This is a genomic window from Erythrobacter sp. WG (assembly GCF_026586795.1).
Taxonomy (GTDB): Bacteria; Pseudomonadota; Alphaproteobacteria; order Sphingomonadales; family Sphingomonadaceae; genus Erythrobacter.
This window is the reverse complement of sequence record NZ_JAPFGY010000016.1, coordinates 22606-49159: the sequence shown is the minus strand read 5'-3', so window position 1 is coordinate 49159 and position 26554 is coordinate 22606. Positions and strand designations below refer to the sequence as shown.

The 26554-nt window shown below is 67.7% G+C and carries 22 protein-coding genes; 17 read left to right on the top strand and 5 right to left on the bottom strand.

The window, feature by feature from the left end; genetic code table 11:
- The first annotated feature begins 8 nt into the window (after positions 1 to 8).
- The 12 genes from nuoG to OPU67_RS09740 all read left to right on the top strand — a co-directional run bounded on the left by nuoG (position 9) and on the right by OPU67_RS09740 (position 13506).
- Entirely contained in the window at positions 9 to 2024 is a 2016-nt protein-coding gene (gene nuoG / locus OPU67_RS09795) for an NADH-quinone oxidoreductase subunit NuoG (RefSeq protein WP_267619353.1), read from the top strand.
- 155 nt (positions 2025 to 2179) lie between these two features.
- On the top strand, positions 2180 to 3316 hold the full coding sequence (nuoH, locus tag OPU67_RS09790) for an NADH-quinone oxidoreductase subunit NuoH (protein WP_267619352.1): 1137 nt from the start codon (positions 2180 to 2182) through the stop codon (positions 3314 to 3316).
- Positions 3313 to 3801: an NADH-quinone oxidoreductase subunit NuoI gene (nuoI, locus tag OPU67_RS09785; protein ID WP_267619351.1), complete on the top strand. Its 489-nt coding sequence runs from the start codon at positions 3313 to 3315 to the stop codon at positions 3799 to 3801. Before nuoH ends, nuoI begins: the two co-directional genes overlap by 4 nt.
- 131 nt (positions 3802 to 3932) lie before the next feature.
- Positions 3933 to 4556, top strand: coding sequence for an NADH-quinone oxidoreductase subunit J (locus OPU67_RS09780; protein ID WP_267619350.1), 624 nt, complete (start codon positions 3933 to 3935; stop codon positions 4554 to 4556).
- 46 nt (positions 4557 to 4602) lie between these two features.
- The gene (gene nuoK / locus OPU67_RS09775) at positions 4603 to 4908 is read left to right on the top strand and encodes an NADH-quinone oxidoreductase subunit NuoK (protein WP_267619349.1); all 306 of its coding nucleotides are present in this window, start codon (positions 4603 to 4605) and stop codon (positions 4906 to 4908) included.
- Between the two features lie 7 nt (positions 4909 to 4915).
- On the top strand, positions 4916 to 6973 hold the full coding sequence (nuoL, locus tag OPU67_RS09770) for an NADH-quinone oxidoreductase subunit L (protein ID WP_267619348.1): 2058 nt from the start codon (positions 4916 to 4918) through the stop codon (positions 6971 to 6973).
- Positions 6974 to 6987: 14 nt separating this feature from the next.
- A complete protein-coding gene (locus OPU67_RS09765; protein ID WP_267619347.1) occupies positions 6988 to 8550 on the top strand; it encodes an NADH-quinone oxidoreductase subunit M in 1563 nt (520 codons plus the stop codon).
- Positions 8550 to 10028 (top strand): NADH-quinone oxidoreductase subunit NuoN, encoded by a 1479-nt coding sequence (nuoN, locus tag OPU67_RS09760; RefSeq protein ID WP_267619346.1) that lies wholly within the window; start codon positions 8550 to 8552, stop codon positions 10026 to 10028. Before OPU67_RS09765 ends, nuoN begins: the two co-directional genes overlap by 1 nt.
- The gene (locus OPU67_RS09755; protein WP_267619345.1) at positions 10025 to 10735 is read left to right on the top strand and encodes a biotin--[acetyl-CoA-carboxylase] ligase; all 711 of its coding nucleotides are present in this window, start codon (positions 10025 to 10027) and stop codon (positions 10733 to 10735) included. The genes nuoN and OPU67_RS09755 overlap by 4 nt, the downstream gene beginning before the upstream one ends.
- 18 nt (positions 10736 to 10753) lie before the next feature.
- Entirely contained in the window at positions 10754 to 11548 is a 795-nt protein-coding gene (locus tag OPU67_RS09750) for a type III pantothenate kinase (protein WP_267619344.1), read from the top strand.
- Positions 11549 to 11641: 93 nt separating this feature from the next.
- A complete protein-coding gene (locus tag OPU67_RS09745) occupies positions 11642 to 13228 on the top strand; it encodes a ribonuclease J (protein ID WP_420708995.1) in 1587 nt (528 codons plus the stop codon).
- On the top strand, positions 13228 to 13506 hold the full coding sequence (locus OPU67_RS09740) for a DUF1467 family protein (protein WP_267619342.1): 279 nt from the start codon (positions 13228 to 13230) through the stop codon (positions 13504 to 13506). The genes OPU67_RS09745 and OPU67_RS09740 overlap by 1 nt, the downstream gene beginning before the upstream one ends.
- Here OPU67_RS09740 and OPU67_RS09735 read toward each other — a convergent pair.
- Positions 13503 to 15947: an ATPase gene (locus OPU67_RS09735; protein WP_267619341.1), complete on the bottom strand. Its 2445-nt coding sequence runs from the start codon at positions 15945 to 15947 to the stop codon at positions 13503 to 13505. The genes OPU67_RS09740 and OPU67_RS09735 overlap by 4 nt on opposite strands.
- 69 nt (positions 15948 to 16016) lie before the next feature.
- On the opposite strand from OPU67_RS09735, the gene OPU67_RS09730 reads away from it, so the two are divergent.
- The 4 genes from OPU67_RS09730 (at position 16017) to OPU67_RS09715 (ending at position 20034) form a co-directional block, all read left to right on the top strand.
- Complete coding sequence (locus tag OPU67_RS09730; protein WP_267619340.1) at positions 16017 to 16340, top strand: Hpt domain-containing protein; 324 nt, start codon at positions 16017 to 16019, stop codon at positions 16338 to 16340.
- A gap of 113 nt (positions 16341 to 16453) precedes the next feature.
- A complete protein-coding gene (locus OPU67_RS09725; protein WP_267619339.1) occupies positions 16454 to 17656 on the top strand; it encodes a hypothetical protein in 1203 nt (400 codons plus the stop codon).
- Positions 17657 to 17698: 42 nt separating this feature from the next.
- The gene (locus OPU67_RS09720; RefSeq protein ID WP_267619338.1) at positions 17699 to 18637 is read left to right on the top strand and encodes a hypothetical protein; all 939 of its coding nucleotides are present in this window, start codon (positions 17699 to 17701) and stop codon (positions 18635 to 18637) included.
- Positions 18634 to 20034 carry a sensor histidine kinase gene (locus OPU67_RS09715; protein WP_267619337.1) on the top strand — a complete coding sequence of 467 codons (1401 nt, stop codon included), beginning with the start codon at positions 18634 to 18636 and terminating at the stop codon, positions 20032 to 20034. The genes OPU67_RS09720 and OPU67_RS09715 overlap by 4 nt, the downstream gene beginning before the upstream one ends.
- A 96-nt stretch (positions 20035 to 20130) precedes the next feature.
- On the opposite strand, the gene OPU67_RS09710 is transcribed toward OPU67_RS09715, so the two are convergent.
- From OPU67_RS09710 to gltX, 3 genes are read right to left on the bottom strand one after another with little or no spacing between them, the layout of a single operon-like run.
- The gene (locus OPU67_RS09710; protein WP_267619336.1) at positions 20131 to 20301 is read right to left on the bottom strand and encodes a hypothetical protein; all 171 of its coding nucleotides are present in this window, start codon (positions 20299 to 20301) and stop codon (positions 20131 to 20133) included.
- A 38-nt stretch (positions 20302 to 20339) separates the two neighbouring features.
- Positions 20340 to 21626, bottom strand: coding sequence for a citrate synthase (locus OPU67_RS09705; protein WP_267619335.1), 1287 nt, complete (start codon positions 21624 to 21626; stop codon positions 20340 to 20342).
- 59 nt (positions 21627 to 21685) lie between these two features.
- The gene (gene gltX, locus OPU67_RS09700) at positions 21686 to 23122 is read right to left on the bottom strand and encodes a glutamate--tRNA ligase (protein ID WP_267619334.1); all 1437 of its coding nucleotides are present in this window, start codon (positions 23120 to 23122) and stop codon (positions 21686 to 21688) included.
- 171 nt (positions 23123 to 23293) lie between these two features.
- Between gltX and OPU67_RS09695 the strand changes: the two genes are divergently transcribed.
- On the top strand, positions 23294 to 25510 hold the full coding sequence (locus tag OPU67_RS09695) for a ComEC/Rec2 family competence protein (RefSeq protein ID WP_267619333.1): 2217 nt from the start codon (positions 23294 to 23296) through the stop codon (positions 25508 to 25510).
- A gap of 266 nt (positions 25511 to 25776) precedes the next feature.
- On the opposite strand, the gene lexA is transcribed toward OPU67_RS09695, so the two are convergent.
- Positions 25777 to 26457, bottom strand: a complete 681-nt coding sequence (gene lexA, locus OPU67_RS09690) for a transcriptional repressor LexA (protein ID WP_267619332.1) — start codon at positions 26455 to 26457, stop codon at positions 25777 to 25779.
- Positions 26458 to 26554 lie beyond the last annotated feature (97 nt).

Sequence of the window (26554 nt, the reverse complement as noted above, 5' to 3'; positions counted from 1 at the left end):
TGCATGCAATGCCTAAAGTCACCGTAGACGGTCAGGAAATCGAGGTCCCGGCGGGCGCGACTGTGTTGCAGGCGTGCGAGCTGGCGGGCAAGGAAATCCCGCGCTTCTGTTATCACGAACGCCTCTCCATCGCGGGCAATTGCCGCATGTGTCTGGTCGAAGTGAAGCCCGGGCCGCCCAAGCCGCAGGCCTCCTGCGCGCTGCCGGCTGCCGAGGGTCAGGAAATCCGCACCGACTCGCCCATGGTCAAGAAGGCCCGCGAAGGCGTGATGGAGTTCCTGCTCATCAACCATCCGCTCGATTGCCCGATCTGCGATCAGGGCGGCGAGTGCGATCTTCAGGATCAGGCGGTCGCCTATGGCCGCGGCGGCTCGCGCTATCACGAGAACAAGCGCGCGGTGACCGAGAAGTACATGGGCCCGCTGATCAAGACGATCATGACCCGCTGCATCCATTGCACCCGCTGCGTGCGCTTCTCCGAGGAGATCGCGGGCGTGGACGAGATCGGCGCGCTCTATCGCGGCGAAGATATGCAGATCACGACCTATCTGGAGCAGGCGGCGGCGCATGAATTGTCGGCGAACGTCATCGACCTGTGCCCGGTCGGCGCGCTCACCTCACGGCCCTATGCCTTCGAGGCGCGGCCGTGGGAGCTGAAGAAGACGCTCAGCATCGACGTTTCGGACGCGGTGGGCGCTAACATCACGCTGCAATCGCGCGGCCGCGAGGTGATGCGCGCGCTGCCGCGGATCAACGACGACGTCAACGAGGAGTGGTTGTCGGACAAGGGTCGCTACCAAGTCGACGGTCTCGGCAAGCGCCGACTGGACCGCGTCTGGGTGCGCCGTGACGGCAAGCTCCAGCCCGCCGAGTGGACCGAGGCTTTCGGGATGATCGTCGCCGCGCTCGAAGGTGACAAGGCCAGCATCGCGGCCGTGGCGGGCGACATGCTCGATGCCGAGACGATGTTTGCCGCCAAGGCGCTGGTCAATGCCTGCGGCTCGCAGCTCATCGAAGCGCGCCAGACCGGCATGACCTATGATGTGTCGAACCTCGCCGCGGTGAACTTCAACAGCACCTTCGCCGGGATCGAGAGCGCCGACGCGATCCTGATCGTGGGCAGCAATGTTCGCTGGGAAGCGGCGCTGCTCAACGTCCGCCTGCGCAAGGCGGTGAAGGCGGGGGCCAAGATCTACATCATCGGCCCCAAGTGGGATCCGACTTACCCTGCGACCTTCCTCGGCAATGACCTGAAGATTCTCAACCGCGTGCCCAAGGAACTGGGTGACGTCATGAAGTCGGCCCAGCGCCCGGCGGTGATTGTCGGGCCGGCGGCGCTCGCCAAGGGCGCGCTTCCGGCGGCGCTCAAGCTGGTCGACAAGTTCGATCTGGTGCGTGAGGGGTGGAACGGCTTCAACGTGTTGCACATTTCCGCAGCGCGCATGGCTTCGCTGATGCTCGGCTTCACGCTTGCGGGCGGGATGGGCGAGATCGCCGCCGCTTCGCCCAAGGTGCTGCTCAGCCTCGGCGCGGACGAGATGGACTATGCGCCCTACGCGGGGAGCCTCAAGGTCTATATCGGCCACCACGGCGACAGGGGCGCGCATCACGCCGACATCATCCTGCCCGGCGCCTCCTATGCCGAAAAGGACGGGACCTACGTCAACACCGAAGGCCGGGTGCAATTCGCCGAGAAGGCCGTCTTCGCCCCGGGCGACGCGCGCGAGGACTGGACGATCCTGCGTGCGCTCGCCGATGCGCTGGGCGTCACCGTCGGGTTCGACAGCTTCTCCGAGCTTCAGGCGAAGATGATCGCCGCCGTCCCCGCGCTGGGCGAAGAGGGTCTCGCCGATTACGGCGTGCTCCCGAAGGCGGACAGCGGCGCGAAGTTCGAGGGCGAGCTTGCGGCCTATCCGATCAAGGACTTCTACCTCACCAACCCCATCGCCCGCGCGAGCGAGGTGATGCAGCGCTGCTCGGACGAGCTGCTGCACGGGGCTGACGTCAAGGAGGCCGCGGAATGACCGCGCACCAAATCCTCCCCCTTCAGGGGAGGGGGACCATGCGCAGCATGGTGGAGGGGCCAGTGCGGCTGCTCCGCAAATCTGATGAATTGAACCGGGCGGGGTGCCCCTCCACCACTTCGTGGTCCCCCTCCCCGTGCCGGGGAGGAATGTAAGTGACCGCCTTCTTCCAATCCCTCGGCCTGCCTTACGAATGGGCCTGGACCGTCGCGACGCTGACGGGGATCATCGTCATCTCGCTGCTCGTCATGTTCAGCGTCGCCATGGTGATCTATGTCGACCGCAAGGTGCTGGGCGCGATCATGATGCGGCGCGGGCCCAACGTGGTCGGGCCTTTCGGCCTGCTCCAGTCCTTCGCCGACGGCCTCAAGGTCTTTTTGCAAGAGACGATCATCCCCTCCGCGGCGAACAAGGGCATTTTCCTGATCGCACCGATCATCACCTTCACGGTCGCGCTCGCGGCCTGGGCGGTGATCCCGTTTGACGCGGGCGTGGTGGTGTCCGACATCAACGTCGGGCTGCTCTACATCCTCGCGATCAGCTCGATGGGCGTCTACGGCGTCGTCATGAGCGGGTGGGCGTCGAACTCCAAGTACCCGTTCTTCTCGGCGATGCGTGCTTCGGCGCAGATGATCTCCTACGAGGTCTCGATCGGCTTCGTGCTGGTCTGCGTGGTGCTGTTCGCCGGCACCTTCAACATGAGCGGCATCGTCAATGCGCAGCAGGGCTTCGGGCTGGGCGTCATCAATGCCTATGTCGTACACCCGCTGCTGTTCCCGATGTGGGTGGTGTTTTTCATCTCATCCCTGGCCGAAACAGCGCGCGCGCCCTTCGACCTCACCGAGGCCGAGAGCGAGCTCGTCGCGGGCTACCAGACCGAATATTCCTCAATGAGCTTCGCACTGTTCTGGCTCGGCGAGTATGCGAACATCCTGCTGATGTGCTCGCTGAACACGCTGCTGTTCTGGGGCGGGTGGCTGCCGCCGCTCGACATTCCGGTGCTCTACATGGTGCCGGGGATCATCTGGTTCCTGCTAAAGACCTTCATGTTCTTCTTCATGTTCAGCTGGATCTGGGCGACCGTGCCGCGCTACCGCTACGACCAGCTGATGCGCCTTGGGTGGAAGGTGTTCCTGCCGATGAGCCTGCTGTTCGTCGCGGCCACCTCGGGCTGGCTGATGGCGACCGGGCACTTCGACCGCGCCACCGTGCCCGCCGAAGCCGCCGCCGGGCCGACCACCATCGTTCACACAACACCTGCGCAGCCGACCGCTGTGAAAGCCACGTCATGAGCACCGTCACCCAACTCGTCAAATCCTTCACCCTCTGGGAATTCCTCAAGGCGCACGCCTTGACGCTGAAGTATCTCTTCAAGCCGAAGGTGACGATCAACTACCCCTTCGAGAAGGCCCCGCTCTCGCCCCGCTTCCGCGGCGAACACGCCCTGCGGCGGTACCCCAATGGCGAGGAACGCTGCATCGCGTGCAAGCTGTGCGAGGCCGTGTGCCCCGCGCAGGCGATTACCATCGAGAGCGAGCCGCGCGAGGACGGCAGCCGGCGGACCACCCGCTACGACCTCGACATGACCAAGTGCATCTTCTGCGGCTTCTGTCAGGAAGCCTGCCCGGTCGACGCGATCGTCGAGGGGCCGAACTTCGAATACTCGACCGAGACCCGCGAGGAGCTGCTCTACGACAAGGCCAAGCTGCTCGCCAACGGTGACAAATGGGAACGGGCCATCGCGGCCAACCTTGAAGCCGACGCACCCTATCGCTAGGGCGCGCCGGAGATAACAATAACCGCGCGGGGGCAGGGTGAAATCCTGCTCTCGCACAAGACTATGGGATCAACACGGACGACACTCGGGGCGGCACGCAGCGCGGGCAGGCCCGAAGGTTGGGGATCATCATGATACAGGCCATCGCCTTCTACTTCTTCGCGGCCATCGTGGTTGCCAGCGCCGTCATGGTGATCTGGTCGCGCAACCCCGTGCATTCGGTGCTGTGGCTGATCCTCGCCTTCTTCAACGCGGCGGGGCTGATGGTGCTGCTCGGCGCCGAGTTCATCGCGATGCTGCTGGTGATCGTCTATGTGGGGGCAGTCGCGGTGCTGTTCCTGTTCGTCGTTATGATGCTCGACATCGATTTCGCCGCGATGCGCGCCGGCTTCAGCCGCAACGCGCCGCTGGGTCTTGCCATCGCGGGCATCCTGCTGGCCGAGCTGCTGCTCGCCGTGGGTGCGTACAACGCGGGCGGGCTGACGCTCGGCACGCCCGACGGGACGGCGGTGCAGGCCGCCGATGCAACCAACATCGAAGCGCTGGGTGCGCTGCTCTACGGCCGCTACATCGTGTTGTTCGAGATCGCCGGGATCATCCTTCTGGTCGCGATGATCGGCGCGATCGTGCTGACCTTCCAGCCGCCCAAGCCCGGTGCCCGGGCGCGGCAGGACGTGGGCAAGCAGATCAGCCGCCGCCCGGAAGAGGCAACCGTGATGAAGAGCCCGCCGGTCGGGCAGGGGGTCGAACTATGACCCTTCGACAGGCTCAGAGCGAGCGGACCAAAGGAGCGCTGCGCGCATGATTGGTATCGAACACTATCTCACCGTCGGCGCGATCCTGTTCGTGCTAGGCGTGCTGGGGATCTTCCTCAACCGCAAGAACGTGATCGTCATCCTCATGGCGGTCGAGCTGATCCTGCTCGCGGTGAACATCAACCTCGTCGCCTTCAGCGCCTTCCTCAATGATCTCGCGGGGCAGGTCTTCGCCATGCTGGTGCTGACCGTCGCCGCTGCCGAGGCCGCGATTGGTCTTGCGATCCTGGTGATCTACTTCCGCACCCGCGGCTCCATCGCGGTCGACGACATCAACCGGATGAAGGGGTAATCCACTCGTGCATCCGATCCTGATCATCGTTTTCGCGCCGCTGGTGGCTGCCCTCGTCGCAGGGCTCGGCAACCGCATGATCGGCAATGTCGCGGCGAAGTCCGTGACCACCGGGGCGCTGTTCCTCGCCGCGGGCCTGTCGTGGCCGATCTTCCTCGGCTTCCTCGGCGGCACCGCCACGCCGGAAGTGGTGCCCGTTCTGAAGTGGGTGCAGAGCGGCACGCTGACCTTCGACTGGGCGCTGCGGGTCGACACCATGACCGCGATCATGCTGGTGGTCATCAACTCGGTCTCGGCGCTCGTCCACCTCTATTCCTGGGGTTACATGGAGGAGGACCCGGACCAGCCGCGCTTCTTCGCCTACCTGTCGCTCTTCACCTTCGCGATGCTGATGCTGGTGACGGCTGACAACCTCGTCCAGATGTTCTTCGGATGGGAAGGGGTGGGGCTCGCCTCCTATCTGCTGATCGGGTTCTGGTTCAGGAAGCCCAGCGCGGGCGCGGCGGCGATCAAGGCCTTCGTGGTCAACCGCGTCGGCGACCTGGGCTTCATGCTCGGAATCTTCGGGACCTATCTGGTGTTCCAGACGACCTCGATCCCCGAGATCCTCGCCGCCGCCCCCGGCATGAGCGGATCGACTATCACCTTCGTGGGGCTTCGCCTCTACACGATGGACATCCTGTGCATCCTCCTGTTCATCGGGGCGATGGGCAAGAGCGCGCAGCTCGGCCTTCACACCTGGCTGCCCGACGCGATGGAAGGCCCGACCCCGGTCTCCGCGCTGATCCACGCGGCGACGATGGTGACCGCGGGCGTCTTCATGGTGTGCCGCCTCTCGCCGATGTTCGAGACTGCGCCGACCGCACTCACTTTGGTGACCATCGTCGGCGCTGCGACCTGTTTCTTCGCCGCCACGATCGGCACGACGCAGTGGGACATCAAGCGGGTGATCGCCTATTCGACCTGCTCGCAGCTCGGCTACATGTTCTTCGCCGCAGGCGTAGGGGCTTACGGGGCGGCGATGTTCCACCTCTTCACCCACGCCTTCTTCAAGGCGCTGCTGTTCCTTGGCGCGGGCTCCGTCATCCACGCGATGCACCACGAGCAGGACATGCGCTACTATGGCGGGCTTCGAAAGCACATCCCGCTGACCTTTTGGGCGATGATGGCGGGCACGCTGGCAATCACCGGCGTCGGCATCCTCGGGGTGTTCGGCTTTGCGGGCTTCTATTCGAAGGACGCGATTCTCGAGGCGGCCTATGCGCGCCACAACGGCGCGGGGCAGTTCGCCTTCTGGGCGGGAGCGATCGCCGCGCTGCTGACGAGCTTCTACTCGTGGCGCCTGATGTTCCTGACCTTCTGGGGCCGCCCACGCTGGGCGCTCTCCGAGCATATCCAGCACGCCGTGCATGACGGGCACCACGACGGCGACCATCACAATGCGCCCAAGCAGGAGCACGCCGGGCATGAGGCGCACCATTCCGTTCCCTCGCCGCATGAGGACGACGGCACGGCGGGCTATCACCCGCATGAGAGCCCGGTCTCGATGCTGCTGCCGCTCGGCATCCTCAGCATCGGCGCGGTGCTGGCAGGCTTCGTGTTCCATCACCAGTTCATCGATGATGCGGCGTTCTGGAACGGGTCGATCTTCTACAATGAAGACCTGATCCACGCGATGCACGGAGTGCCGCTGTGGGTGAAGCTGACTGCGACCGTGGTGATGCTGATCGGCCTCGCCGGCGCCTACCTCGCCTACATCGCGAAGCCCGGCATCCCCGCGGCCTTCGTCGCCCGCTTCGGAGCGCTGCACAACTTCGTATTCCGCAAGTGGTACTTCGACGAGCTCTATGACGCGATCTTTGTGAAGCCCGCCTTCGCGCTGGGCCGCGCCTTCTGGAAGATCGGCGACATCGGGACCATCGACCGCTTCGGCCCCAACGGGATCGCCTGGGTGGTCGAGCGCTCCTCGGTTGCCGCCAAGTCGATCCAGTCGGGCTACGTCTACACCTACGCGCTGATCATGCTCCTCGGGCTGGTCGCCGCCGTCACCTACGTTCTGCTTTAGGAGCGCGCTTCGTAATGGAAGGCCTTCCCATCCTGTCGCTAATGATGTGCGTCCCCCTGGCGGGCGCGGCGGCGTGCCTGTTCTCGGGCGCCAATGCCGCGCGCTGGATCGCGCTCGGGGCGACGCTCGTCACCTTCGCGCTCGGCGTGGTCCTCTGGGCCAATTACGAGATCGGCGGCCCGCAATGGCAGTTCACCGAGCGCGCCGCCATGTTCGCGGGCTTTTCCTGGGCACTCGGCATCGACGGCATCGCGCTGCTGCTGATCATGCTCAGCGTCTTCCTGATGCCGATCTGCATCCTTGCGAGCTGGGACGCGATCCACAAACGGGTTGGCGAATACATGGCGGCCTTCCTGTTTATGGAGGTGCTGATGATCGGCACCTTCGCAGCGCAGGACCTGTTCCTGTTCTACGTCTTCTTCGAGGCGGGCCTCATCCCGATGTATCTGATCATCGGCGTGTGGGGCGGGGACAACCGCATCTACGCGAGCTACAAGTTCTTCCTCTACACCCTGCTCGGCTCGGTGCTGATGCTGATCGCGATGTTCTGGATGGTCGCCGAGGCTGGCACCTCCGACATTCCGACGCTGATGCAATACGGCTTTCCTGCGAGCGCGCAGACCTGGCTGTGGCTGGCCTTCTTCGCGAGCTTCGCGGTGAAGGTCCCGATGTGGCCGCTCCACACCTGGCTGCCCGACGCGCACGTGCAGGCGCCGACCGCCGGCTCGGTGATCCTCGCGGGCGTGCTGCTGAAATTGGGTGGCTACGGCTTCATCCGCTTCAGCCTGCCGATGTTCCCCGAGGCCTCGGCGCAGCTCGCCTGGCTGGTCTGGCTGCTGTCGATGGTCGCTGTGGTCTACACCTCGCTGGTCGCGCTTGTGCAGGCCGACATGAAGAAGCTGATCGCCTATTCGTCCGTCGCGCACATGGCGATCGTCACGGTCGGCCTGTTCGCGTTCAACGTGCAGGGGCTGGAGGGCGCGATGATCGTCATGCTCTCCCACGGCCTCGTCTCGGGCGCGCTCTTCCTGTGCGTGGGGGTCATCTACGACCGCCTCCACACCCGCGAGATCGCCCGCTATGGCGGCCTTGCGATCAACATGCCTTACTACGCGCTGTTCTTCCTGCTCTTCACCATGGCATCGATCGGCCTGCCGGGCACGAGCGGTTTCGTCGGCGAGTTCCTGTCGCTCGCCGGCATCTACCAGGCTTCGAGCACGGTCGCGCTGGTCTCGACCACCGGGATCATCCTCGGTGCCGCCTACATGCTCTACCTTTATCGCCGTGTGGCGTTCGGCGGGCAGACCCATGCCGATGCCGCCGCGATGCCCGACATCGGGCCACGCGAGTGGATCATGATGGCCCCGATCGCGGCAGCCGTGCTTTGGATGGGCGTCTATCCCGAAAGCTTCCTTGCGCCGATGCGCGGCGATATTGCGGTCCTTGACGCCCGTCTGGCCGCAGCCGCTCCGGCTTCCGATGCGCGCCTCGCACCCGGCACCCCGCGTGCCGAAGCGGCGAACGCGCTGCACCACCACAATGCCGAACATTCCGCCGCCGGGGAGGGCGCGCACTGATGGACTTCGCGCCTTCCTTCGCCCTCGTCCTGCCGGAGCTCCTGCTGAGCTTCTCCGGGCTCGTCCTCCTGCTCGTTGCCGCGTGGGGCGGTGACAAGGCCGGCCGCCAGATCGCCATCGCTGCCTCTGCCGCTCTGTTCGTCGCGGGCCTGCTGATCGTGCCGGGCCTTCATTTCGGAACGGAAGGCCCGGAATCGCTCGCCTTCGGCGGCCTGTTCAAGGTCGACAGCTTCGCCCTCTTCGCCAAGGCGCTGATCTACCTTGCCGCGATCGCCGCGCTGATGATCGCCCCTGCCTTCTTCGCCAGCCCCTCGGCGGGGACCGAGCGGGCCATGCGCGCCGAATACCCGGTGCTGATCCTCTTCTCGAGCGTCGGCATGGGCCTGATGGTCTCGGCGAGCGACTTCATGAGCCTTTATCTGGGTCTCGAGCTGACCAGCCTCACATCCTACGTTCTCGCCGCGATCTTGCGTCGGGACACACGCTCGGGAGAGGCGGGGCTCAAGTATTTCGTGCTCGGCGCGCTCGCGAGCGGTATCCTGCTTTACGGCATGAGCCTGCTATACGGCTTCACCGGCGGCACCGGCTTCGCAGCGGTGCGTGCAGGCCTCACCGGCGAGATGGGCACCGGCGCGCTGTTCGGTGTGGTATTCGTGCTTTCCGGCCTCGCCTTCAAGATCAGCGCCGTGCCGTTCCATATGTGGACCCCCGACGTCTACGAGGGCGCGCCCACGCCGGTCACCGCCTTCTTCTCGACCGCGCCCAAGGTCGCCGCGGTGGTGCTTACGGCGCGGGTCGCCTTTGAGGTGTTCGGCGGTCAGGTTGCCGCCTGGCAGCAGATCGTGATGTTCATGGCGCTCGCCTCGATCATCTTCGGCGCGCTGGGAGCGATCGGGCAGGAGAATCTGAAGCGCCTGCTCGCCTATTCCTCGATCAACAATATCGGCTTCATCCTGCTCGGCCTTGCGGTGGCAAACACCCAGGGCGCTTCGGCAATGCTCATCTACCTCTTCATCTACGTCGCGATGAGCATCGGCAGCTTCGCCGCGCTCCTCATGCTGCGGGCCGAGGACGGTTCGCTCTACGAAACCTTCGCCGATATCCGTGGCCTGTCGGTCACCCGTCCGGCGATCGCCTGGGCGCTGCTGATCTTCATGTTCAGCCTTGCCGGCATCCCGCCGCTGCTCGGCTTCTACAGCAAGTTCGTGGTGTTTCAGGCGACCATCGAGGCCGGCCTCGTCGCCTTCGGCGCGATCGCCATCGCCGCGAGCGTGATCGGTGCCTTCTACTACATCAAGTTCGTGAAGGTAATGTTCTTCGATGAACCCGCCGGCGTCGTCACCGGCAAGAGCGGCCCGGCACACTGGGTGCTGCTGGGGCTGGCGGCGCTGATCGTCTCGCCTTTGGGCTACTTCCTCACGCCCTCACTGGCCGCGCTTGCCGACAAGGCCGCCGCCTCGCTGTTCCTCGCGGTTTGATCAGGATCGTCGAAGAAACCGGCTCGACCAATGCCGACCTCGCCGCCGCGCTCCGCAGCGGCGAGGGCTGGGCGGAAGGGGTGTGGCTGGTCGCTCGCCGCCAGACCGCCGGGCGCGGGCGGCAGGGGCGCGAATGGTTCGACGGGGCGGGCAACTTCATGGGCTCGACCGTGGTGAGCATCGGTGAGGGCGGGCCGCCGCCCGCATCGCTGAGCTTCGTCGCCGCGCTCGCCGTGCGTGACGCGGCTACCGGAGCGTCGGGTGAGAGCGGGGCGCTCGGCGTCAAGTGGCCCAACGATGTCCTGCTTTCTGGTGGCAAGCTGTCGGGCATTCTTCTCGAAATGGTGCGCGGACACATCGTGGTGGGCATCGGGGTCAACCTGGCGAAGGCGCCCGAGGTGCCCGGCCGCCAGACCGCCGCACTCGCCGACGTGAGCTCGCCGCCCGCCCTCGAGGACTTCGCCGCCAGCCTCGCAGCCGCCTTCGACCGGCGGCTTGAAGCGTGGCGCACCTATGGCCTGGGCGCAACGCTCCACGCTTTCCTCGGCCTCTCGATCCACGCCCAAGGCTCTCCGCTCACCGTCCACGACACCGACGGCTCGGTGCTCTCCGGCTCCTTCGCGGGGCTGGAGGAAAGCGACGGCGCCTTGCGGCTGCGCTTGGCGGATGGCAGCGAACGTGTCATTCGCGCCGGGGACATTTCCTAAGGTCAGGAACTTCAAGCCATGCTGCTCGCCGCCGATGTCGGGAACACCAATGTCGTCTTTGCGCTGTTCGACCTTGCCGCGGACGGCTCGCACAACATCCGCGCCCGCTGGCGCATCGCCACCGACCCGCGCCGCACCGGCGACGAGTATGCCGTCTGGCTCCTTCAACTCCTGAAGATCGAGGGGATCGAGCGCGACCAGATCACCCAGATCATCGTCGCCTCGGTGGTGCCGCGCGCCGATCACAACCTCACTGTCCTGTGCCAGAAATATTTCGGCAAGACGCCGCTTTTTGCCGGGCAGGGTGCGGCGCGCTGGCGCTTCGAGATCGACGTCGACCAGCCGTCTTCGCTCGGTGCCGACCGCGCGCTCAACATCCTGGCCGCGCACCACAAGTACGGCGGCGACCTGATTGTGGTCGACTTCGGCACCGCGACCAAGTTCGAGGCGGTCGATTTCACCGGCGCCTACAAGGGCGGCTCGATCGCGCCGGGGATCAACCTCAGCCTCGATGCCTTGGTGGGCAAGACCGCCAAGCTCCCGCGCATCGCGATCCGCGCGCCGGAAAGCCGCTCGGTCATCGGCCGCAACACCGAAGACCAGATGTTGATCGGCGTGTTCTGGGGCTATGTCGCGATGATGGAAGGCATGGTCGCCAAGATGAAGACCGAAATCGGACGCCCGGCAAAGGTTGTAGCCACGGGCGGGCTCGCCATATTGTTCGACGACGCGACCGACATTTTCGATCACGTCGACGCCGACCTCACGCTCGATGGCCTCGCGATCCTCGCGCGGCAGGCGCAGGACGGCTGACCCTCTCACAGAACCGGACACATCTTGAAGAACGACTACACCCCCGAAGACGAACTCCTGTTCCTGGCCCTCGGCGGCTCCGGCGAGATCGGCATGAATGTCAATCTTTATGGCTGCCAAGGCAAATGGATCATGGTCGATCTCGGCATGACCTTCTCGGGGAACGAATACCCGGGCGTCGAGCTGGTCTTCGCCGACCTCGAATTCATCGAGGAGCGTGCAAAGGACCTCGTCGGCATTGTCCTTACCCACGCGCACGAGGATCACATCGGTGCGGTCCCCTATTTCGCCGGCGAGCTCGGCGTGCCGCTCTACGCAACGCCCTTCACCGCCGACCTCGTGGCGAGGAAGCTCGAGGAGGCGGGCCTGCTCGGCGAGGTCGAGCTCAACATCATCGAGGAAGATCACGGCCAGATCGACCTCGGCCCGTTCAGCATCACCTACCTGCCGCTCGCGCATTCGATCGCCGAGGGCAACGCGCTGCTGATCGACACGCCTCACGGGCGCATCTTCCACACCGGCGACTGGAAGCTCGACGAGGAGCCGATTATCGGGGAGCCCACCACCGAGGAGGAACTCCGCCAGATAGGCGACGAGGGCGTGCTGGCGCTCGTGTGCGATTCCACCAACGTCTTCAACCCCAACCCTTCCGGCAGCGAGGGTGCGGTGCACCGCGCGCTGATGGAGGAGGTCGCCCGGCACACGGGCAAGCGGGTCGTCGTCACCACTTTCGCGAGCAACGTCGCGCGGCTTCAGACCCTAGGCGAGGTCGCGCGCGAGACCGGGCGGCAGCTGTGCGTCGCGGGCCGGTCGCTCGACCGGATCATCGAGGTGGCGCAGGACAATGGCTATCTTGCGGACCTGCCGCCGCTGATCGATTTCGACACCGCGATGGGCCTGCCGCGCGGCGAGGTGCTGATCCTTGCCACGGGCGGGCAGGGCGAACCGCGCGCGGCGCTCGGCCGGATGGCAGACAACAATCACCCCATCGAACTCGTCGCGGGCGATGTGGTGCTGTTCTCCTCGCGCCAGATCCCCGGCAACGAGATCGCCATTGGCAAGATCCAGAACCAGCTCGCCGCGCGTGGCATCCAGATGGTCACCGACCGGCAGGCGCTGATCCACGTCTCGGGCCACCCGGGACGACCGGAGCTGGAGGCGCTCTACAGCTGGCTGAAGCCCGAAATCCTCATCCCCGTCCATGGCGAGATCTGCCACATGGCCGAGCAGGCGCGGGTCGGGAAGGCTTGCGGCATCCCCTCGCAGCTGGTGCAGAAGAACGGCGACCTCGTCCGCCTCGCCCCCGGCAAGCCCGGCAAGGTCGCCGAGGTTCGCGCCGGGCGTCTGGTGCTCGACGGCGACATTATCGCGCCCGCCGATGGCGATGCGATCACCATGCGTCGCCGCATCGCGGGCGAGGGCGTGCTGGTGGTGGTGCTCGCCCGCGGCGCGCGCCCGGTGATCGAGGCGATCGGCCTGCCGCTCGACGAGGACCTGCCCGAATTCCTCGAGGAGGCGACGAGCGACGTTCTCGCTGCCATCGGCCGCCTCAAGGGCCGCGACGCCAAGGACGAAGCCGCGATCCGCGAAGCCGCGCGCCTCGCCGCGCGCCGCGCGGCGCAGCGCTGGTCTGGCAAGCGCCCGCAGGTCCGCGTGGTGATGCCGGGAGCTGCGGCCTGATGCAGATCACGTCGATCATCGCCATCTACTTCCTGTTCTGGGTGATGAGCGGCTTCGTGATGCTGCCTTTCGGCGTTCGGACGGCGCACGAAAGTGGCGAGGCGAAGATCCCCGGCCAGGCCGACAGCGCGCCCGTCAACTTCCGCCCGGGCAAACTGGCGCTGCGTGCGACCGTGATCGCCGCCGTGCTGACCGCTCTCTTCGTGGCCAATTATTCGCAAGGGTGGGTGACGGCGGAGGACATCGACATCCTGCCCAAGCCGCCGTCCGCCGCCTAGCTTCGGAAGCGGCGTATGGCCTGGGCAAGCGCGACGTAGAGCTTGCCCATGTCAGAGCCGAGCATCGTCACGCTCAGCACGTGCCCGTCACGGGTCGATAGTGTCTGGCGCAGGAGCGATTCGAAATCGTGGATGTAGCGGCCGACATTCGCCTTGAAGGCCTCGTCCGAGGCGTACAGCCCGGCGATGTCCTTTGCCGTGCCTTTGTCGATCAGGCTCACCGCACGGCGGGTGAAGATCCCTCGATCGCCCTTCAGATAGGCGTCCCAGGCAGTATCCGGGACATCGCTCGAGAGCGCCCCCGAAATGTCGATCGCCGCCGAGTTGAGGCTGTCGGTGATCAGGGCCATGCGCCGGGTGAAGTCGTTGTCGACCTGCTCCTCGGCAAGCTCGCGGGCACGGGTCACCCGCTGTTCGAGATTGCCGGTGAGTTCGTTGACCTTCACGAGCTGGTCGCGCAGCTGTATCGCCGCCTCGCGCCCGACGCCGGCGGCGTGGGCCGCCGATTGCTCGAGCTTGCCGAGCGTCTCGGCGGCTTCGTTGCGCAGCGCCCGCTCCAACGCTTCGATCGCATCGGCAGCAAGCCCGGCGGCAAGCTGCGGCACCCGCTCCTGCGCGCCTTCTTCGAGGGCGGCGAAGGTCTGTGCGATCGCCGCTTCTAGTGTGCCGAGCGCCTCGCGCAGCGCCTCCTGCGTGCTGCCTGCGAGCGCCGCGCTTTCATCGGAGAGCCGCGCAAAGCCGCCGCGCAGACCCTGGAGCCGCGCCAGCGTCTCGTCGGTCTCGGCGGCCAGAATGGCCCGGAAATCGCCGATGGCGCTTTCAGCCGCGTCGATATCGGCGCGGGTCCGTGTGAGGTATTCGGCGAGATCGCTGCCCGATTGCGCGCTGCTCAGCATCAGCCCCTCGACCTGACGCGCCTGTGACTCGGCACCGGCGATGGCGGCAGCAGCGCCGGCGATCGCGCTGCCAAGGTCTTCGCGGCAGGAGCGGCTTCCGGACTGGAGGATCTCCAGCAGCCGCACGCTGTCATCGGTAAGCTGCCGCAGCTGCGCCTCCGTGGCCGCGAGCGCGGCGCGCTTTTCGGCGAGTTGATCGGCTAGGGTCCCGAGCCCGACGCCGAGGCTCTCGCGCGTCGCCGTGCTGCTCGTGTTGACCTCCTCGACCAACCGTCCGAGCTCGGCCACCCGGGCGGCCATCGCGTCGCCCTGCGCGATCAGCCGCTCGATCTCGGCAACCTGTGCCTCGCGACGCTGGTTGAGTTCATCGTCCAGCGCCGCAAGGCGCTGGGCGAGGAGTTCGCTCGCCTGTGCCGCCTGCGTCTCGAAGGCGGCACGGCGCTGCTCGATGAGCTCGTCGAAGTTGCGATTGCGCGCCTCGATATGTTCGTCGAAGCGGGTCGCCTCGCCGCGCAGGTCGACGATCCGCCGCTGTGCGGCGGCGGTGGTGTTGCGATCGAGCTCCTCGACGAGCCGCAGCTTCTCCATCAGTGTCTCGTGCAGGGCCGCAATCGCCGCGGCAAAGCGGCCTTCCGCCGCCGTGCTCGCCTCGGCGAGCCGCGCCGCGAGCGTGCCGGTTTCCTGCGCCGCCGCAGTGGTCCGTGCCTCGAGCGCGCCGAGCGCATCGGCGAGCTGCGTGCTCAGCCTGTCGATCCGCGTCTCGCTTTCGCCGCCGATTGCCGCAAGGCGCTCGAAGCCGCCGTGGAGGCGCGCGACCTGGTCTTCGGCGGCACGCCCCGCGCTGCCGATCTGGTTGGTGACATCGCGCGCCGCGTTGGCGATGACCGGGAGATCGTCGCGCAGCCGGTTCATGTTCCCGAGCGCAGTTTCGCTGGTCGCGGCGATCGTTTCGACCTGCGCGCCGTTGCTGGCGATCAGACCCTGCAACTCTCCGGCGTGGGCAGAGATCCGCTCGGCAGCGATCCGGCCCAAAGCCTCGAGATCGCGCGCCTGCGCGGCGAGGAACTCGCGTGCCAGGCTCAATTCGCGGTTGACCACCTTCAGGCGTGCCTCCAGCGCCGCACCTTCGCGGTTCATCTGTGCTGCGGTCGCAGCGAAGCGCCGCGCCTCGGCGTGTGAGGAGCGCATCGCCAACAGCCACCCGATGCCGATCAGCGCGACCGGCACCGACCATTGCACGATCCACCCCGCCCATTCGCGTGGTGCTGCGCCCGAACGCGCTTCCTCGATCAGCGTCCAGCCGAAGAAGACGGTCCAGCCCGCCACTGCGAGTAAGGCGAGCGCGGGCGCCAGCCAGCGCAGGATTGGGTGTGACGCAGCGGATGCGCTGCCTTCATGGGCCTCGTCCTCCACCCAGACCGAATCCAGATCGAGCGCATCCTCCGTCAAGGTTTCGTCCGGACCCCGTTCGCGCTCATCCGAGCCCTCGGCCCCGCCCGTGCCGCTCCCGCGCCCGAAAGCGCGCATCTGGTGCCGTCCTGTCATGCCAGCCTCTTACCACAGCCGGATCGGCGATAAACCCCGCTTTAACCTTGTCCGGGCTATCGCGTCCTCATGGCATTCAACCACGGAGCCCTCGACGCGACTCTTGCGGCGGCAGCCGGCGACGATGCCGCCCTGCTGCGCGATCTGCGGTCGGCCTTTCTCGACAGCGCCACGCGCCAGCTCGATCTGCTCAAGCGCGCGCGCTGCGACGGCAACTGGCACGTGGCCGCGATGCGGCTGAAGGGCCTCGCCGCAAGCTTCAACGCCGAGGATCTCCTGCAGGCGGCCGAGATCGCGCTCCATGCAGCGCCCGGCGAGCCGATGGCGATCCGCGAGATCGAAGCCGTGCTCGCCCGCTTCGCCCGCGCCCGCAAGCCCGATCCGCGCGCCTGATCGGCTGCGTCGTGCCCCGCGACAGGGCAAAGCGACCGCCGCCAGCTTGAAGCCAGCGCCCGAACCCGCCAACCTTGGCATGCCGAAAAGGCGTGGATCGAGGAAGGACACTTATGCGCATCGGCCTGATTGCCGCGCTCCGGCGCAGCGAGGAGGGGGCCTTGCGCGCCGAACTGCCGCTGGCCGGACGTACGGTGCTCGCTTGGCAGGGGGCCCTCCTGCAATCGCTGGGCGTCGAGCGCGTCCTGTGCCTGACCGAGACGAGTGCGGCGAGCGGCGCCATGCTCGCGCTTCAGCGGACGCTCGAGAGAACGGGCACGGCCTTCCACGCGCTCAAGGGCTTTGCAGCGCTCCCAGCCCTGGTCAGGGCCGAGGACGACCTGATCGTCATCGCCGACGGGCTGGTCCCTGAACCTGTCGTGGTGCAGGCGCTGCTGAGCGGGGGAGGGGGTCTTGCCCGCGCGGTCGCAAGCTTGCCCGCGGATCACCCGCTTGCCGCTAGCCACCCGGAAGATTTCGAGCGGATCGATGCGACGCGCTGCTGGGCAGGCGTGCTGGCGATGCGCGGCGCGCCGGTCCAGCAACTCGCCGACATGCCCGCAGACGCCGATGCCATTTCGCTATTGCTGCGCCTCGCGCTGCAAGCGGGCACGCCGATCCGAGACCTCTCCCCACGCGAGGTGGTGCCGGAAAGCTGGTTGCTTGCCGACAATGCACCAAGCGTGGCGCAAGCCGGTGCGGGGCTGATCGCCCGTGCGGCATTGCCCGTCGACGGCCGGGCGCCCGGCTCGTGGCTTGCCGGAATGATGGCACGCGCAATCGTTGTGCGCGGGTCCACCGGCGCGGTACCCGTCGCGGCCGGTGCCGCTCTCGCCGCGATGCTCGGCGGCTTGCTGCTTGCCGCCTCGGGCGTGGGAGGGGCGGGTCTCCTGCTTGCTGGAGTCGGTGCTTTCGCGGCCGAGGTGGCATGGCGCATCGCGTCGCTGTCTCGGCGTCTGATCGGCAAGGGGGAAAGCGCAGGCTCCCGCGCCCGGGTCGATGTGGCGGTCGATGTCGCCGCGGCCCTTACCGGGTGGTTCGCGCTGGCGCCGTGGCCGGACTGGCAGCCGCTGGCGGCGCTCGGTCCGGTCGTCGTAGGGCTGGCGCGGCTTGTCGCCGACGGCTCCGGCAGCGGCCTGAGTGCGGCCGCCTCGGACCGGACGAGCCTCCTCCTGCTGCTGTCGCTGGCTGCCGTGACCGGTTTTCTGCCCGAGATGCTGGCCTGTCTCTCCTTGGGGCTGCTTGCAGCTTTGCTGCTGCGCCGCGCCGAGGATTGATCTAACCCGTCCTTAACCAAACGGGCACTATGTCGCTTGAGGATGGGCGAAAAGACGATGGACCTTGCCGCCGACGATGCTGTCGAGGCGACCCTGCGGGACGAACTCGCGCGGGAAGCACGCGCGTTGGCGGCGGTCGTCCCGGTCCTGCGCCATCTTCTGAGCTCCGATGCCGGGACCTTGGTGAGCGATGCGATCCTTGCCCGGGTGCGCGGCATGATCCTCGATCTCGCTGCGCAGCTCATGGCGGCAGCCGCCGGACGCGACGCTGCTACCCGCGATTATCCCGGGGGAGATGAGGCCGCGCGCGAAGCGCTGGCGGCGCGACTGATGGATGACGAGGCGCTCCTCGCCCATTGCCACGCGATCGCTGCCGAGGGACTGATCGCGGCGCGTCTGCAACAGCGCATGGCGCTCGATCCGGTGCTGAGCCCGCTTCTCCAGGAGCTGATCGCCTCTGAGGACCCCGAGATCGCGGCGCTCGCCATGAGCGTGCTGGCCGCGCAGTCGCGCTTCGTCCAGAGCCAGCAGCGCATGGAACTGCCGCTTGGCGAGCTGCCGGCAGAGCTGTTTCACGCACTCGTCGGCCAGCTCCAGGCGGCAAGCGCCGACAGCGCCACGCTAGTGCGACTGACGGGGGGATATGACGAGGGGGCAAGCCGAATCGGCCTTCTCGCGCGGCTCGTGGCGGCGATGCGCCGCGGTGCGCTTGCCGCGCTGGCGATCGACCACGCCGGGCTGGCGCTGTTCGCCACCACGCTCGCAGGCGCGGTGAAAGCGCCGCGCGAGGCGGCGGTGCTGGCCTGCCACGAAGGCCAATCGGCGCGGCTCGCGCTGCTGCTGCGGGGCGCCGGCCTGACCCAGCCCGCGATCGAACGCCAGCTCTTGCCGCTGTCCCCGGCCGTCCGCCTGCCCGCGGGACTTGGCGCGCTGACGCCCGACCATGCCGCCGCCCTCGCAGGCGGGGGCGCGACGGGATGATGCGCGTGATGGATCCCGGCGAGGGCCTTATCGGCGCCTACGGGCTGACCGATGCCGGCGACCGGCTGCTCAGCGCCGACGCGCCGCTGGCCGAATTGCAGGAGCGCTGCGGCGGCGACGTGCCCGGCGTGCTGGCGATCCCGGAGCTGCTCGCGCTGGTCCGGCAGGCGCGCGCGCTGGGCCTCAGGATCGCGCGGGCCTTCAGCGCCTATGATGGCGATGCCGAGGTCTCGGGCTTTGCGCGGATTCACCCCTTGGGGGTCGAGGAAGGGGGAGGCTGCGAGGTGCTGGTGGAGAACTGGCAGCGCAGCGCGCCCAGCCCGCTCTCGCAGCGCGACTTTGCCGAGCGGCTCGACGCGATCGACCGCGCCACTGCCGAGGTCAGCGCCCGGCTCGACGCGCGCCAGCGGCTTCAGGTGCTGAGCGCCCGCGCGAGCGATGCGGCAGCCCTCCAGGCCGAGGCCGCCGCGGCGCCCGGACGGGTGTGGAGCGAGCTCGTCGAGCTTGCCGACATCGCCCACCAGCAGCCGCTCCACTGGCGGCTCGTCGACGGCGCGACCTGCCGCTTCGCCGGCTCGGCGCGGACCTGGCGGGTGCGGCTGATCCCGCTCGGCCCCGATGCGCAGAACCCGTCAGGCTTCGAGCTGCTGCTGGTCGCCGAAGAACCGCTGGCCGAGAGCGCCGTGCCTTCGTCCTCGGCCGAGACCTTGCCGACGCGGCTCGTCGGCACCGCGCTCACGCCGGTGCTGCGCCAGCCGGTGGCGCGGATCATCGCCAATGCCGAAACGATCCGCGCCCGCCTTGCGGGGCCCTTGCGCGAGGAGTACAGCGACTACGCCGGCACCATCGCCAGCGCGGGCCAGCACCTTGCCGCGATGCTCGACGACCTTGCCGATCTCGAGGTTGTCGAAACTCCCGGCTTCGCCACCGTGAAGGAGCCGGTCGATCTCGCCGACGCGGCGGCGCGCGCGGCGGGTATTCTCGGGGTGCGTGCGCAGAGCCGGGAAACGGTGCTCGCGCTCGAGGGCGCGCGGGGGACCGCTATCGCCACCGGCGAGTTCCGGCGGGTGCTCCAGATCCTGCTCAACCTGATCGGCAACGCGATCGCCTATGCCCCGGCGACGAGCACGGTCACCATCGCCGCACAGCGCGCGGGCGAGGGGCGGGTGGCGGTGACAGTGGCCGATCAAGGCCCGGGGGTCACGCCCGAACAGGCGGCCCGGATCTTCGACAAGTTCGAGCGCCTCGGCCGCGACAGCGACGGCGGGCGTGACGGGGGTTCGGGCCTCGGCCTCTACATCTCGCGCCGGCTTGCCGAGGCGATGGGCGGCACTCTCGGCGTCGGCGCGGCGCCCGGGGGAGGCGCGCTGTTCACGCTGGAGTTGCCGGCGGCTTGAGCGGTGCGGCGCCGCTGGTTGACAAAATACACGCGGTAGCGGGCTTTCGATGCGCAATGTGTAGGATCGGCCCTCGAGCAATCCTAACGGCTGCCGTCAGGAACGACGCCGCCATTCAACCAGACCAATCAAGGTCGCTCCCAGCATCGCAAGGCCCGCGCCGCGCAGGGCCCAGCCGCCATCGCCGAGCATGAAGCTGTCGGCGGGCCAGTGCAGCACCCCCAGACCTTGCAGGGCCCAGATGCAACCGAGGGCGACAAGGAACATCCCTGCCGCCCTCAGCATGAGCATCGCGGGTCAGCCGCTCAACGCTTGTCGAGCGGAATGTAATCGCGCTGCGTCGGCCCGGTGTAGAGCTGGCGCGGGCGCCCGATCTTCTGGCCGGGGTCGCTGATCATCTCGTTCCACTGCGCCACCCAGCCCACGGTGCGGGCGAGGGCGAAGAGCGCGGTGAACATCGTGGTCGGGAAGCCGATCGCCGAAAGGATGATCCCCGAGTAGAAGTCGACGTTGGGGAACAGCTTCTTCTCGATGAAATAGGGATCGTTCAATGCGATCTCTTCCAACCGCAGCGCGGTCTCGAACAGCGGGTCGGTGACCTTGAGCGCATCGAACACCTCGCGCACGGTCTTCTGCATCACCGTCGCGCGCGGGTCGTAGTTCTTGTAGACTCGGTGGCCGAAGCCCATCAGGCGGAACGGATCGTTCTTGTCCTTGGCGCGCTCGATGTAGTGCGGGATGCGGTCCGGCGTCCCGATTTCCTTGAGCATATTGAGCGCCGCCTCGTTCGCGCCGCCATGCGCCGGGCCCCACAGGCAGGCGATGCCCGCTGCGATGCAAGCGAAGGGGTTGGCGCCCGAGGAACCGGCGAGACGCACGGTCGAGGTCGAGGCGTTCTGCTCGTGGTCGGCGTGGAGGATGAAGATCCGGTCCATCGCCCGCTCGACTTCCGGGATCACCTCGTAGGGTTCGGCCGGAACGCCGAAGGTCATGCGCAGGAAATTGCCGGTATAGCTCAGCGAGTTGTCGGGGTAGATGAAGGGCTGGCCGACCGAATACTTGTAGGCCATCGCCGCGATCGTCGGCATTTTCGCGATCAGGCGGTGCGAGCTGATCTTGCGGTGCTCGGGATCGGAGATGTCGGTGCTGTCGTGGTAGAAGGCCGACAGCGCGCCGACCACGCCGCACATGATCGCCATCGGGTGGGCGTCGCGGCGGAAGCCGCGGTAGAAGGTCATCAGCTGCTCGTGCAGCATGGTGTGACGGGTGATGGTGTAGGTGAAGTCGTCGAGCTCGTCCTTGCTCGGCAGCTCGCCGTTGAGGAGGAGGTAGGAGACCTCCATGAAGCTCGAATCCTCGGCCAACTGGCCGATCGGGTAGCCGCGGTGCAGCAGCACGCCTTCGTCACCGTCGATATAGGTCAGCGCGCTTTCGCACGCGGCGGTCGAGGTGAAGCCGGGGTCGAAGGTGAAGGCACCCGTCTGCGCGTAGAGCTTGCGGATGTCGATCACGTCGGGGCCGGTGCTGCCTTCGAGCACCGGGTACTCGTAGGTCTGGCCGCCGATTTCGAGTTTCGCCGTCTTGTCTGCCAAGATCTGTCTCCTGTCCAATTACCCTGTCACCGATCCTTGCGCGCCGCGCCCGCCCTGCCTCAAGCAGCCTGAGCGTCGAGCCGGGCGAGCGCCTCGTCACGGCCGAGCAGGACCAGAACATCGAAGATCCCGGGAGAGGTGGTTGTCCCGGTCAGCGCCGCGCGCATCGGCTGCGCCAGCTTGCCCAGACCCAATCCCTGCGCCTCGGCGAGCGCCTTCGTAGTGGCTTCGAGTGCCTCGCTTGTCCAGTCGTTTTCGGCCCGCAGCGCGTCGTAAATCTTCCGCAATATCGCGGGCGCATCGCCCTCGAGCAGCTGGGCGGCCTTCTCGCTCATAGCAAGAGGGCGCTTGGCGAAAAGGAAGCCTGCACCTTCAACCACTTCATTGAGGTTCTTTGCGCGAACCTTGAGCACCGGCATGGCCTTGGCAAGCAGCGCTTCGTCGGCATCCTCGCCGATCCGCGCGGCGACCAGCGCGGCGAGCCGGGCATCATCCGCCTCGCGCAGGTAGTGGCCGTTCAGGTTCTCGAGCTTCTTCATGTCGAAGCGCGAGGGGCTCTTGCCGACGCCGTCGAGATCGAACAGCTGCGTCGCCTCCGCGCGGGTGATCTCCTCACGGTCGCCGTGGCCCCAGCCGAGGCGCAGGAGGTAGTTGAACAGCGCTTCGGGCAGGATGCCGAACTCGTCGCGATAGGCCTCCACGCCGAGCGCACCATGGCGCTTCGACAGCTTCGCCCCGTCGCTGCCGTGGATCAGCGGGATATGGGCATAGACCGGGTCGGGCCAATTGCCTTCGATGGCATTCATCGCGCGGATGATTGGCAGCTGGCGGAAGGCGTTGTTGAGGTGATCGTCGCCGCGGATCACGTGGGTCACGCCCATGTCGTGATCGTCGACCACCACCGCCAGCATGTAGGTCGGCGTGCCGTCGGCGCGCAGGATGATGTAGTCGTCGATTTCCTCGTTCTTCACCGTCACCGCGCCCTGGACGCGGTCCTGAATGGTGACCTCGCCCTCGTCAGGGGTCTTCAAACGGATGACGAAGGGCGCGCCCTCGGGCGCCTCGGCAGGATCGCGGTCGCGCCAGCGCCCGTCATAGCGAAGCGGCTTCTTCTGGGCGCGCTGCTCCTCGCGCATCGCTTCGAGTTCCTCGGGCGTGGCGAAGCACTTGTAGGCGTGGCCCGCCGCGAGGAGCTGCCAAGCTACCTCGGCATGGCGTTCGGCACGGTCGGACTGGAATACCGGGGGCGCGTCGTAATCGAGGCCCATCCACTCGAGCCCCTCGATGATCGCGTCGATCGCCTCCTGCGTGCTGCGCTTGCGATCGGTGTCCTCGATCCTGAGCAGCGTGCGGCCGCCGTGGTGGCGGGCATAGAGCCAGTTGAACAGCGCGGTGCGCGCCCCGCCGATATGCAGGAAACCGGTGGGGGAAGGGGCGAAGCGGGTGACGACCTCGCCTGCGGGGCGCGTGTCCGGAGTGCTGCTTTCGCTTGCCATGAGCTTCGACTTCCTGTTCTCTTTCAACCGGCTCGGCCCCGGTTTGTCCCGGTCGGGCCGGTCGGGGGGCAACCGATGCGCGATGTGCCGGAGGTTCCGATGGGGGAGGAGCCCGGCGGCGCACCCGCCGCCGGGAAACCGACGCCGCGCCCTTGGCAAAGAGCGCGCGGCTTGTCCAGCACCGCCGCCGCGCTCGGGCGGATGCGGGCGGGCGATGCGGCGGAGCGGTTCCTCGGCGAGGCCGGCTTCGACCGCGCCCCGTGGCTGGCGGTGATCTTCGTCGCCGGCATCCTCGCCTGGTTCGCGCTGCCCCATCCGTGGCAATGGGGCCTCGCCATGGCGGCCGGGGTCGGGGTGGCGCTCGGCGCCCTGGCGGTGTGGCCCCTCGCGAGCCGCGCCGACGAAACCCGCGCCAACCTGCGGCTTGCGGTCATCGCCTGCGGGTTGGTGTTCGCCTGCGGGGTGGCGGTGATCTGGGCCCGGTCAGCTCTGGTCGGCGCCGAGCCGATCGATCGGCCGATGGTCGCCACCATCGACGGCCTTGTGCTCGAACGCGAGGACCAGCCCGCCGAGGGGCGCCTCAGGCTCACCCTCGCGATGCGCGCGGCGAGCGGCGAGGCGGCGCACAAGGTGCGGGTCAATGTGCCCCTCGACCGGTTCACGGGAGGGCGGATTCCCGCGCGCCTTGGCGAGGGCGCGGTGGTGCGGCTGCGTGCGCGCCTGATGCCGCCGGCGCACCCGATGCTGCCCGGAAGCTACGATTTCGCCCGCGCCGCGTGGTTCCAGGGTCTCGCGGCGACCGGCACCGTGATCGGCCCGGTGACGGTGCTTAGCCCGGCCCCGCCGAGCGGAGGCATCGCCTCGCTGCAGCGGGCTATCGCCGAGCACGTCCGTGCCCGGGTGCCCGGCTCGCCCGGCGCGATCGCCGCGGCCTTTGCGAGCGGTGATCGCGGAGGGATCACCGAGGCGGACGCGGCGGCGATGCGCGATGCGGGCCTCACGCATCTTCTCTCGATCAGCGGCCTTCATGTCAGCGCGGTGATCGCCGCGGCCTATTTCGCGGTGATGCGCCTGCTGGCCCTGTTGCCGGCGATCGCGCTCCGGGTGCGGCTGCCCGTGGTGGCGGCTGCGGGCGGCGCGCTTGCGGGGATCGGCTACACGCTGCTGACAGGCGCAGAGGTGCCGACGATCCGGAGCTGCGTCGCGGCGCTGCTGGTGCTCGGCGCGCTGGCATTGGGGCGCGATGCGCTCTCGATGCGGATGCTTGCGCTCGCCGCCGGCTTCGTGCTGCTGCTGTGGCCAGAGAGCGCGATCGGGCCGAGCTTCCAGATGAGCTTCACCGCAGTGGTGGCGCTGATCGCCCTGTCGAACGCAAGCCCGGTCCGCGCCTTCCTCGCCCCGCGCGAGGAGTCCTGGCTCGCTCGTCTGGGGCGCAATGCGGTGATGCTGTTCGTCACCGGAGTGGTGATCGAGCTCGCCCTGATGCCGATCGTGCTCTACCACTTTCACCGCGCCGGGATGTATGGTGCGATCGCCAACGTAGTCGCCATCCCGCTCGTGACCTTCATCGCCATGCCTTTGATCGCACTCGGCTTTCTTGCCGACACCGTCGGGGCTGGGGCGCCCGTCTGGTGGGTGGTCGAGCAGGCGCTCGCAGCGCTGCTGTGGCTCGCGCACCGGACTGCCGGCCTTGCCGGGGCGGTCCGTCTGATGCCGCAGATGAGCGGCCTCGTCGCCGCGCTGTTTTCGGCCGGGGGCCTGTGGCTGGCCTTGTGGAGCGGCCGGGCGCGCCTCGCCGGACTGGTCCCGATTGCCCTCGGCACGGTGCTGGCCGCGGCCGCTCCGGTGCCGGACGTGCTGATCGCGGGGGACGGGCGGCAGGTGGGGATCACGGTGCCCGGTCCTGATGGACAGCGGCGGCTTCTCGCCCTGCGCGACAGCCGCTCGTCCTACACCCAGGGCAACCTGATGGAGCTCGCCGGGGTCGCGGCCGAACCCTTGCCGCTCGCCGACTGGCCGGGGGCGCGCTGCTCCTCGGCGTTCTGCACGGTGCGGCTCGAGCGGGGCGGGAGAGAGTGGGTGCTGCTGCTCGGCCGGGGCCGGGACCGGGTCGAATGGCGCGATCTCGTCGCCGCCTGCGCCGAGGCGGATATCGTTGTTTCGGAACGCTTTCTGCCCCGCGCCTGCCGCCCGCGCTGGCTCAAGGCCGACCGCCGCCACCTCGAGCGCAGCGGCGGGCTCGCCCTCGATCTGGCGGCGGGCCGCATCACCAGCGTCGCCGACAGCCAGGGCGAGCATGGCTGGTGGCGCGTCCCGGAGCAGGGCGATGTTGGGGAATACCGCCCCCGCCGGCGAGGCAGGGCTGAGGCGGGTCTAGGCGGGGGCTAGCCGGGGTATGGCGAGGGTCAAGCGGGGGCTGGGAGGTGCCAGCAGGCAAGAAAAAGGGGGCTGCGCAGAGCCCCCTTCCAATCCAACATGACACCGAGCGTCATCCTGGCCCCGCGATCATCCATTCACCGGCGCATTGATCGGACAGAGCCGCCGAACGCGGGCCCGCACCGGGACCGCAAAGGCCTCACCGGCGCCGCGCGGTTGCCGGCCATCCGAAGGGCCGCACCGGCAGGGTCAGCACGCCGGACCCCGGCGCTGCCGCCTCAATGGTAGCGGCGCAGCAGGCCGGCGAGCTTGCCCTGCACCTCGACCTCGTCGGGGCGGTAGAATTGCGGGTCGTAGGAGGCGTTGGCCGGATCGAGCCGCACCTGCCCGTTCTCGCGGCGCAGATACTTCAAGGTCGCCTCCTCGCCGCGCACCAGCGCGACGACGATCTCCCCGTCGCGCGCGGTATTGGTCCGCCGCACCAGCGCGAAATCGCCATCGAAGATGCCGGCCTCGACCATCGAATCCCCCGATACCTCGAGCGCGTAGTGCTCGCCGGGCCCGAGCAGCGCGGCGGGCACCGGCAGCGTCGACTGGCCCTCGAGCGCCTCGATCGGGGCGCCCGCGGCGATCCGCCCGTGCAGCGGCAATTCGATCACGTCGTTCGCCGGTTCGGCTGCGCGGGCGGGCGGCGGGGTCATCGGCACCACGTTGCCTGAGGCCGCTGCGCGGGCCGGGGTCGTGTCGCCGGGCTGGCGGATCACCTCGAGCGCGCGCGCCCGGTTGGGCAGGCGGCGCAGGAAACCGCGTTCCTCGAGCGCGGAAATCAGCCGGTGCACACCCGACTTGCTTTTGAGATCGAGCGCTTCCTTCATTTCCTCGAAGCTCGGCGAGACGCCGGTTTCCTCAAGCCGTTCTTGAATGAAGACAATGAGCTCGCGCTGTTTTGCGGTCAGCATTGATCCAAACTCCTGTGGTCGCACCCACGGCCGCGCCCGGTCAGGCGCGCCGTGCCAATCCCTTGCGTGCGCCAAGAGGCACCTTGTGCGACATGAA

Coding starts and splice junctions, on each gene's coding strand:
- nuoG (WP_267619353.1), top strand. CDS start 9: ATGCCTAAAGTCACCGTAGACGGTCAGGAAATCGAGGTCCCGGCGGGC.
- nuoI (WP_267619351.1), top strand. CDS start 3,313: ATGAGCACCGTCACCCAACTCGTCAAATCCTTCACCCTCTGGGAATTC.
- OPU67_RS09780 (WP_267619350.1), top strand. CDS start 3,933: ATGATACAGGCCATCGCCTTCTACTTCTTCGCGGCCATCGTGGTTGCC.
- nuoK (WP_267619349.1), top strand. CDS start 4,603: ATGATTGGTATCGAACACTATCTCACCGTCGGCGCGATCCTGTTCGTG.
- OPU67_RS09765 (WP_267619347.1), top strand. CDS start 6,988: ATGGAAGGCCTTCCCATCCTGTCGCTAATGATGTGCGTCCCCCTGGCG.
- nuoN (WP_267619346.1), top strand. CDS start 8,550: ATGGACTTCGCGCCTTCCTTCGCCCTCGTCCTGCCGGAGCTCCTGCTG.
- OPU67_RS09750 (WP_267619344.1), top strand. CDS start 10,754: ATGCTGCTCGCCGCCGATGTCGGGAACACCAATGTCGTCTTTGCGCTG.
- OPU67_RS09745 (WP_420708995.1), top strand. CDS start 11,642: ATGAATGTCAATCTTTATGGCTGCCAAGGCAAATGGATCATGGTCGAT.
- OPU67_RS09740 (WP_267619342.1), top strand. CDS start 13,228: ATGCAGATCACGTCGATCATCGCCATCTACTTCCTGTTCTGGGTGATG.
- OPU67_RS09735 (WP_267619341.1), bottom strand. CDS start 15,947: ATGACAGGACGGCACCAGATGCGCGCTTTCGGGCGCGGGAGCGGCACG.
- OPU67_RS09730 (WP_267619340.1), top strand. CDS start 16,017: ATGGCATTCAACCACGGAGCCCTCGACGCGACTCTTGCGGCGGCAGCC.
- OPU67_RS09725 (WP_267619339.1), top strand. CDS start 16,454: ATGCGCATCGGCCTGATTGCCGCGCTCCGGCGCAGCGAGGAGGGGGCC.
- OPU67_RS09720 (WP_267619338.1), top strand. CDS start 17,699: ATGGGCGAAAAGACGATGGACCTTGCCGCCGACGATGCTGTCGAGGCG.
- OPU67_RS09715 (WP_267619337.1), top strand. CDS start 18,634: ATGATGCGCGTGATGGATCCCGGCGAGGGCCTTATCGGCGCCTACGGG.
- OPU67_RS09710 (WP_267619336.1), bottom strand. CDS start 20,301: ATGTTCCTTGTCGCCCTCGGTTGCATCTGGGCCCTGCAAGGTCTGGGG.
- gltX (WP_267619334.1), bottom strand. CDS start 23,122: ATGGCAAGCGAAAGCAGCACTCCGGACACGCGCCCCGCAGGCGAGGTC.
- lexA (WP_267619332.1), bottom strand. CDS start 26,457: ATGCTGACCGCAAAACAGCGCGAGCTCATTGTCTTCATTCAAGAACGG.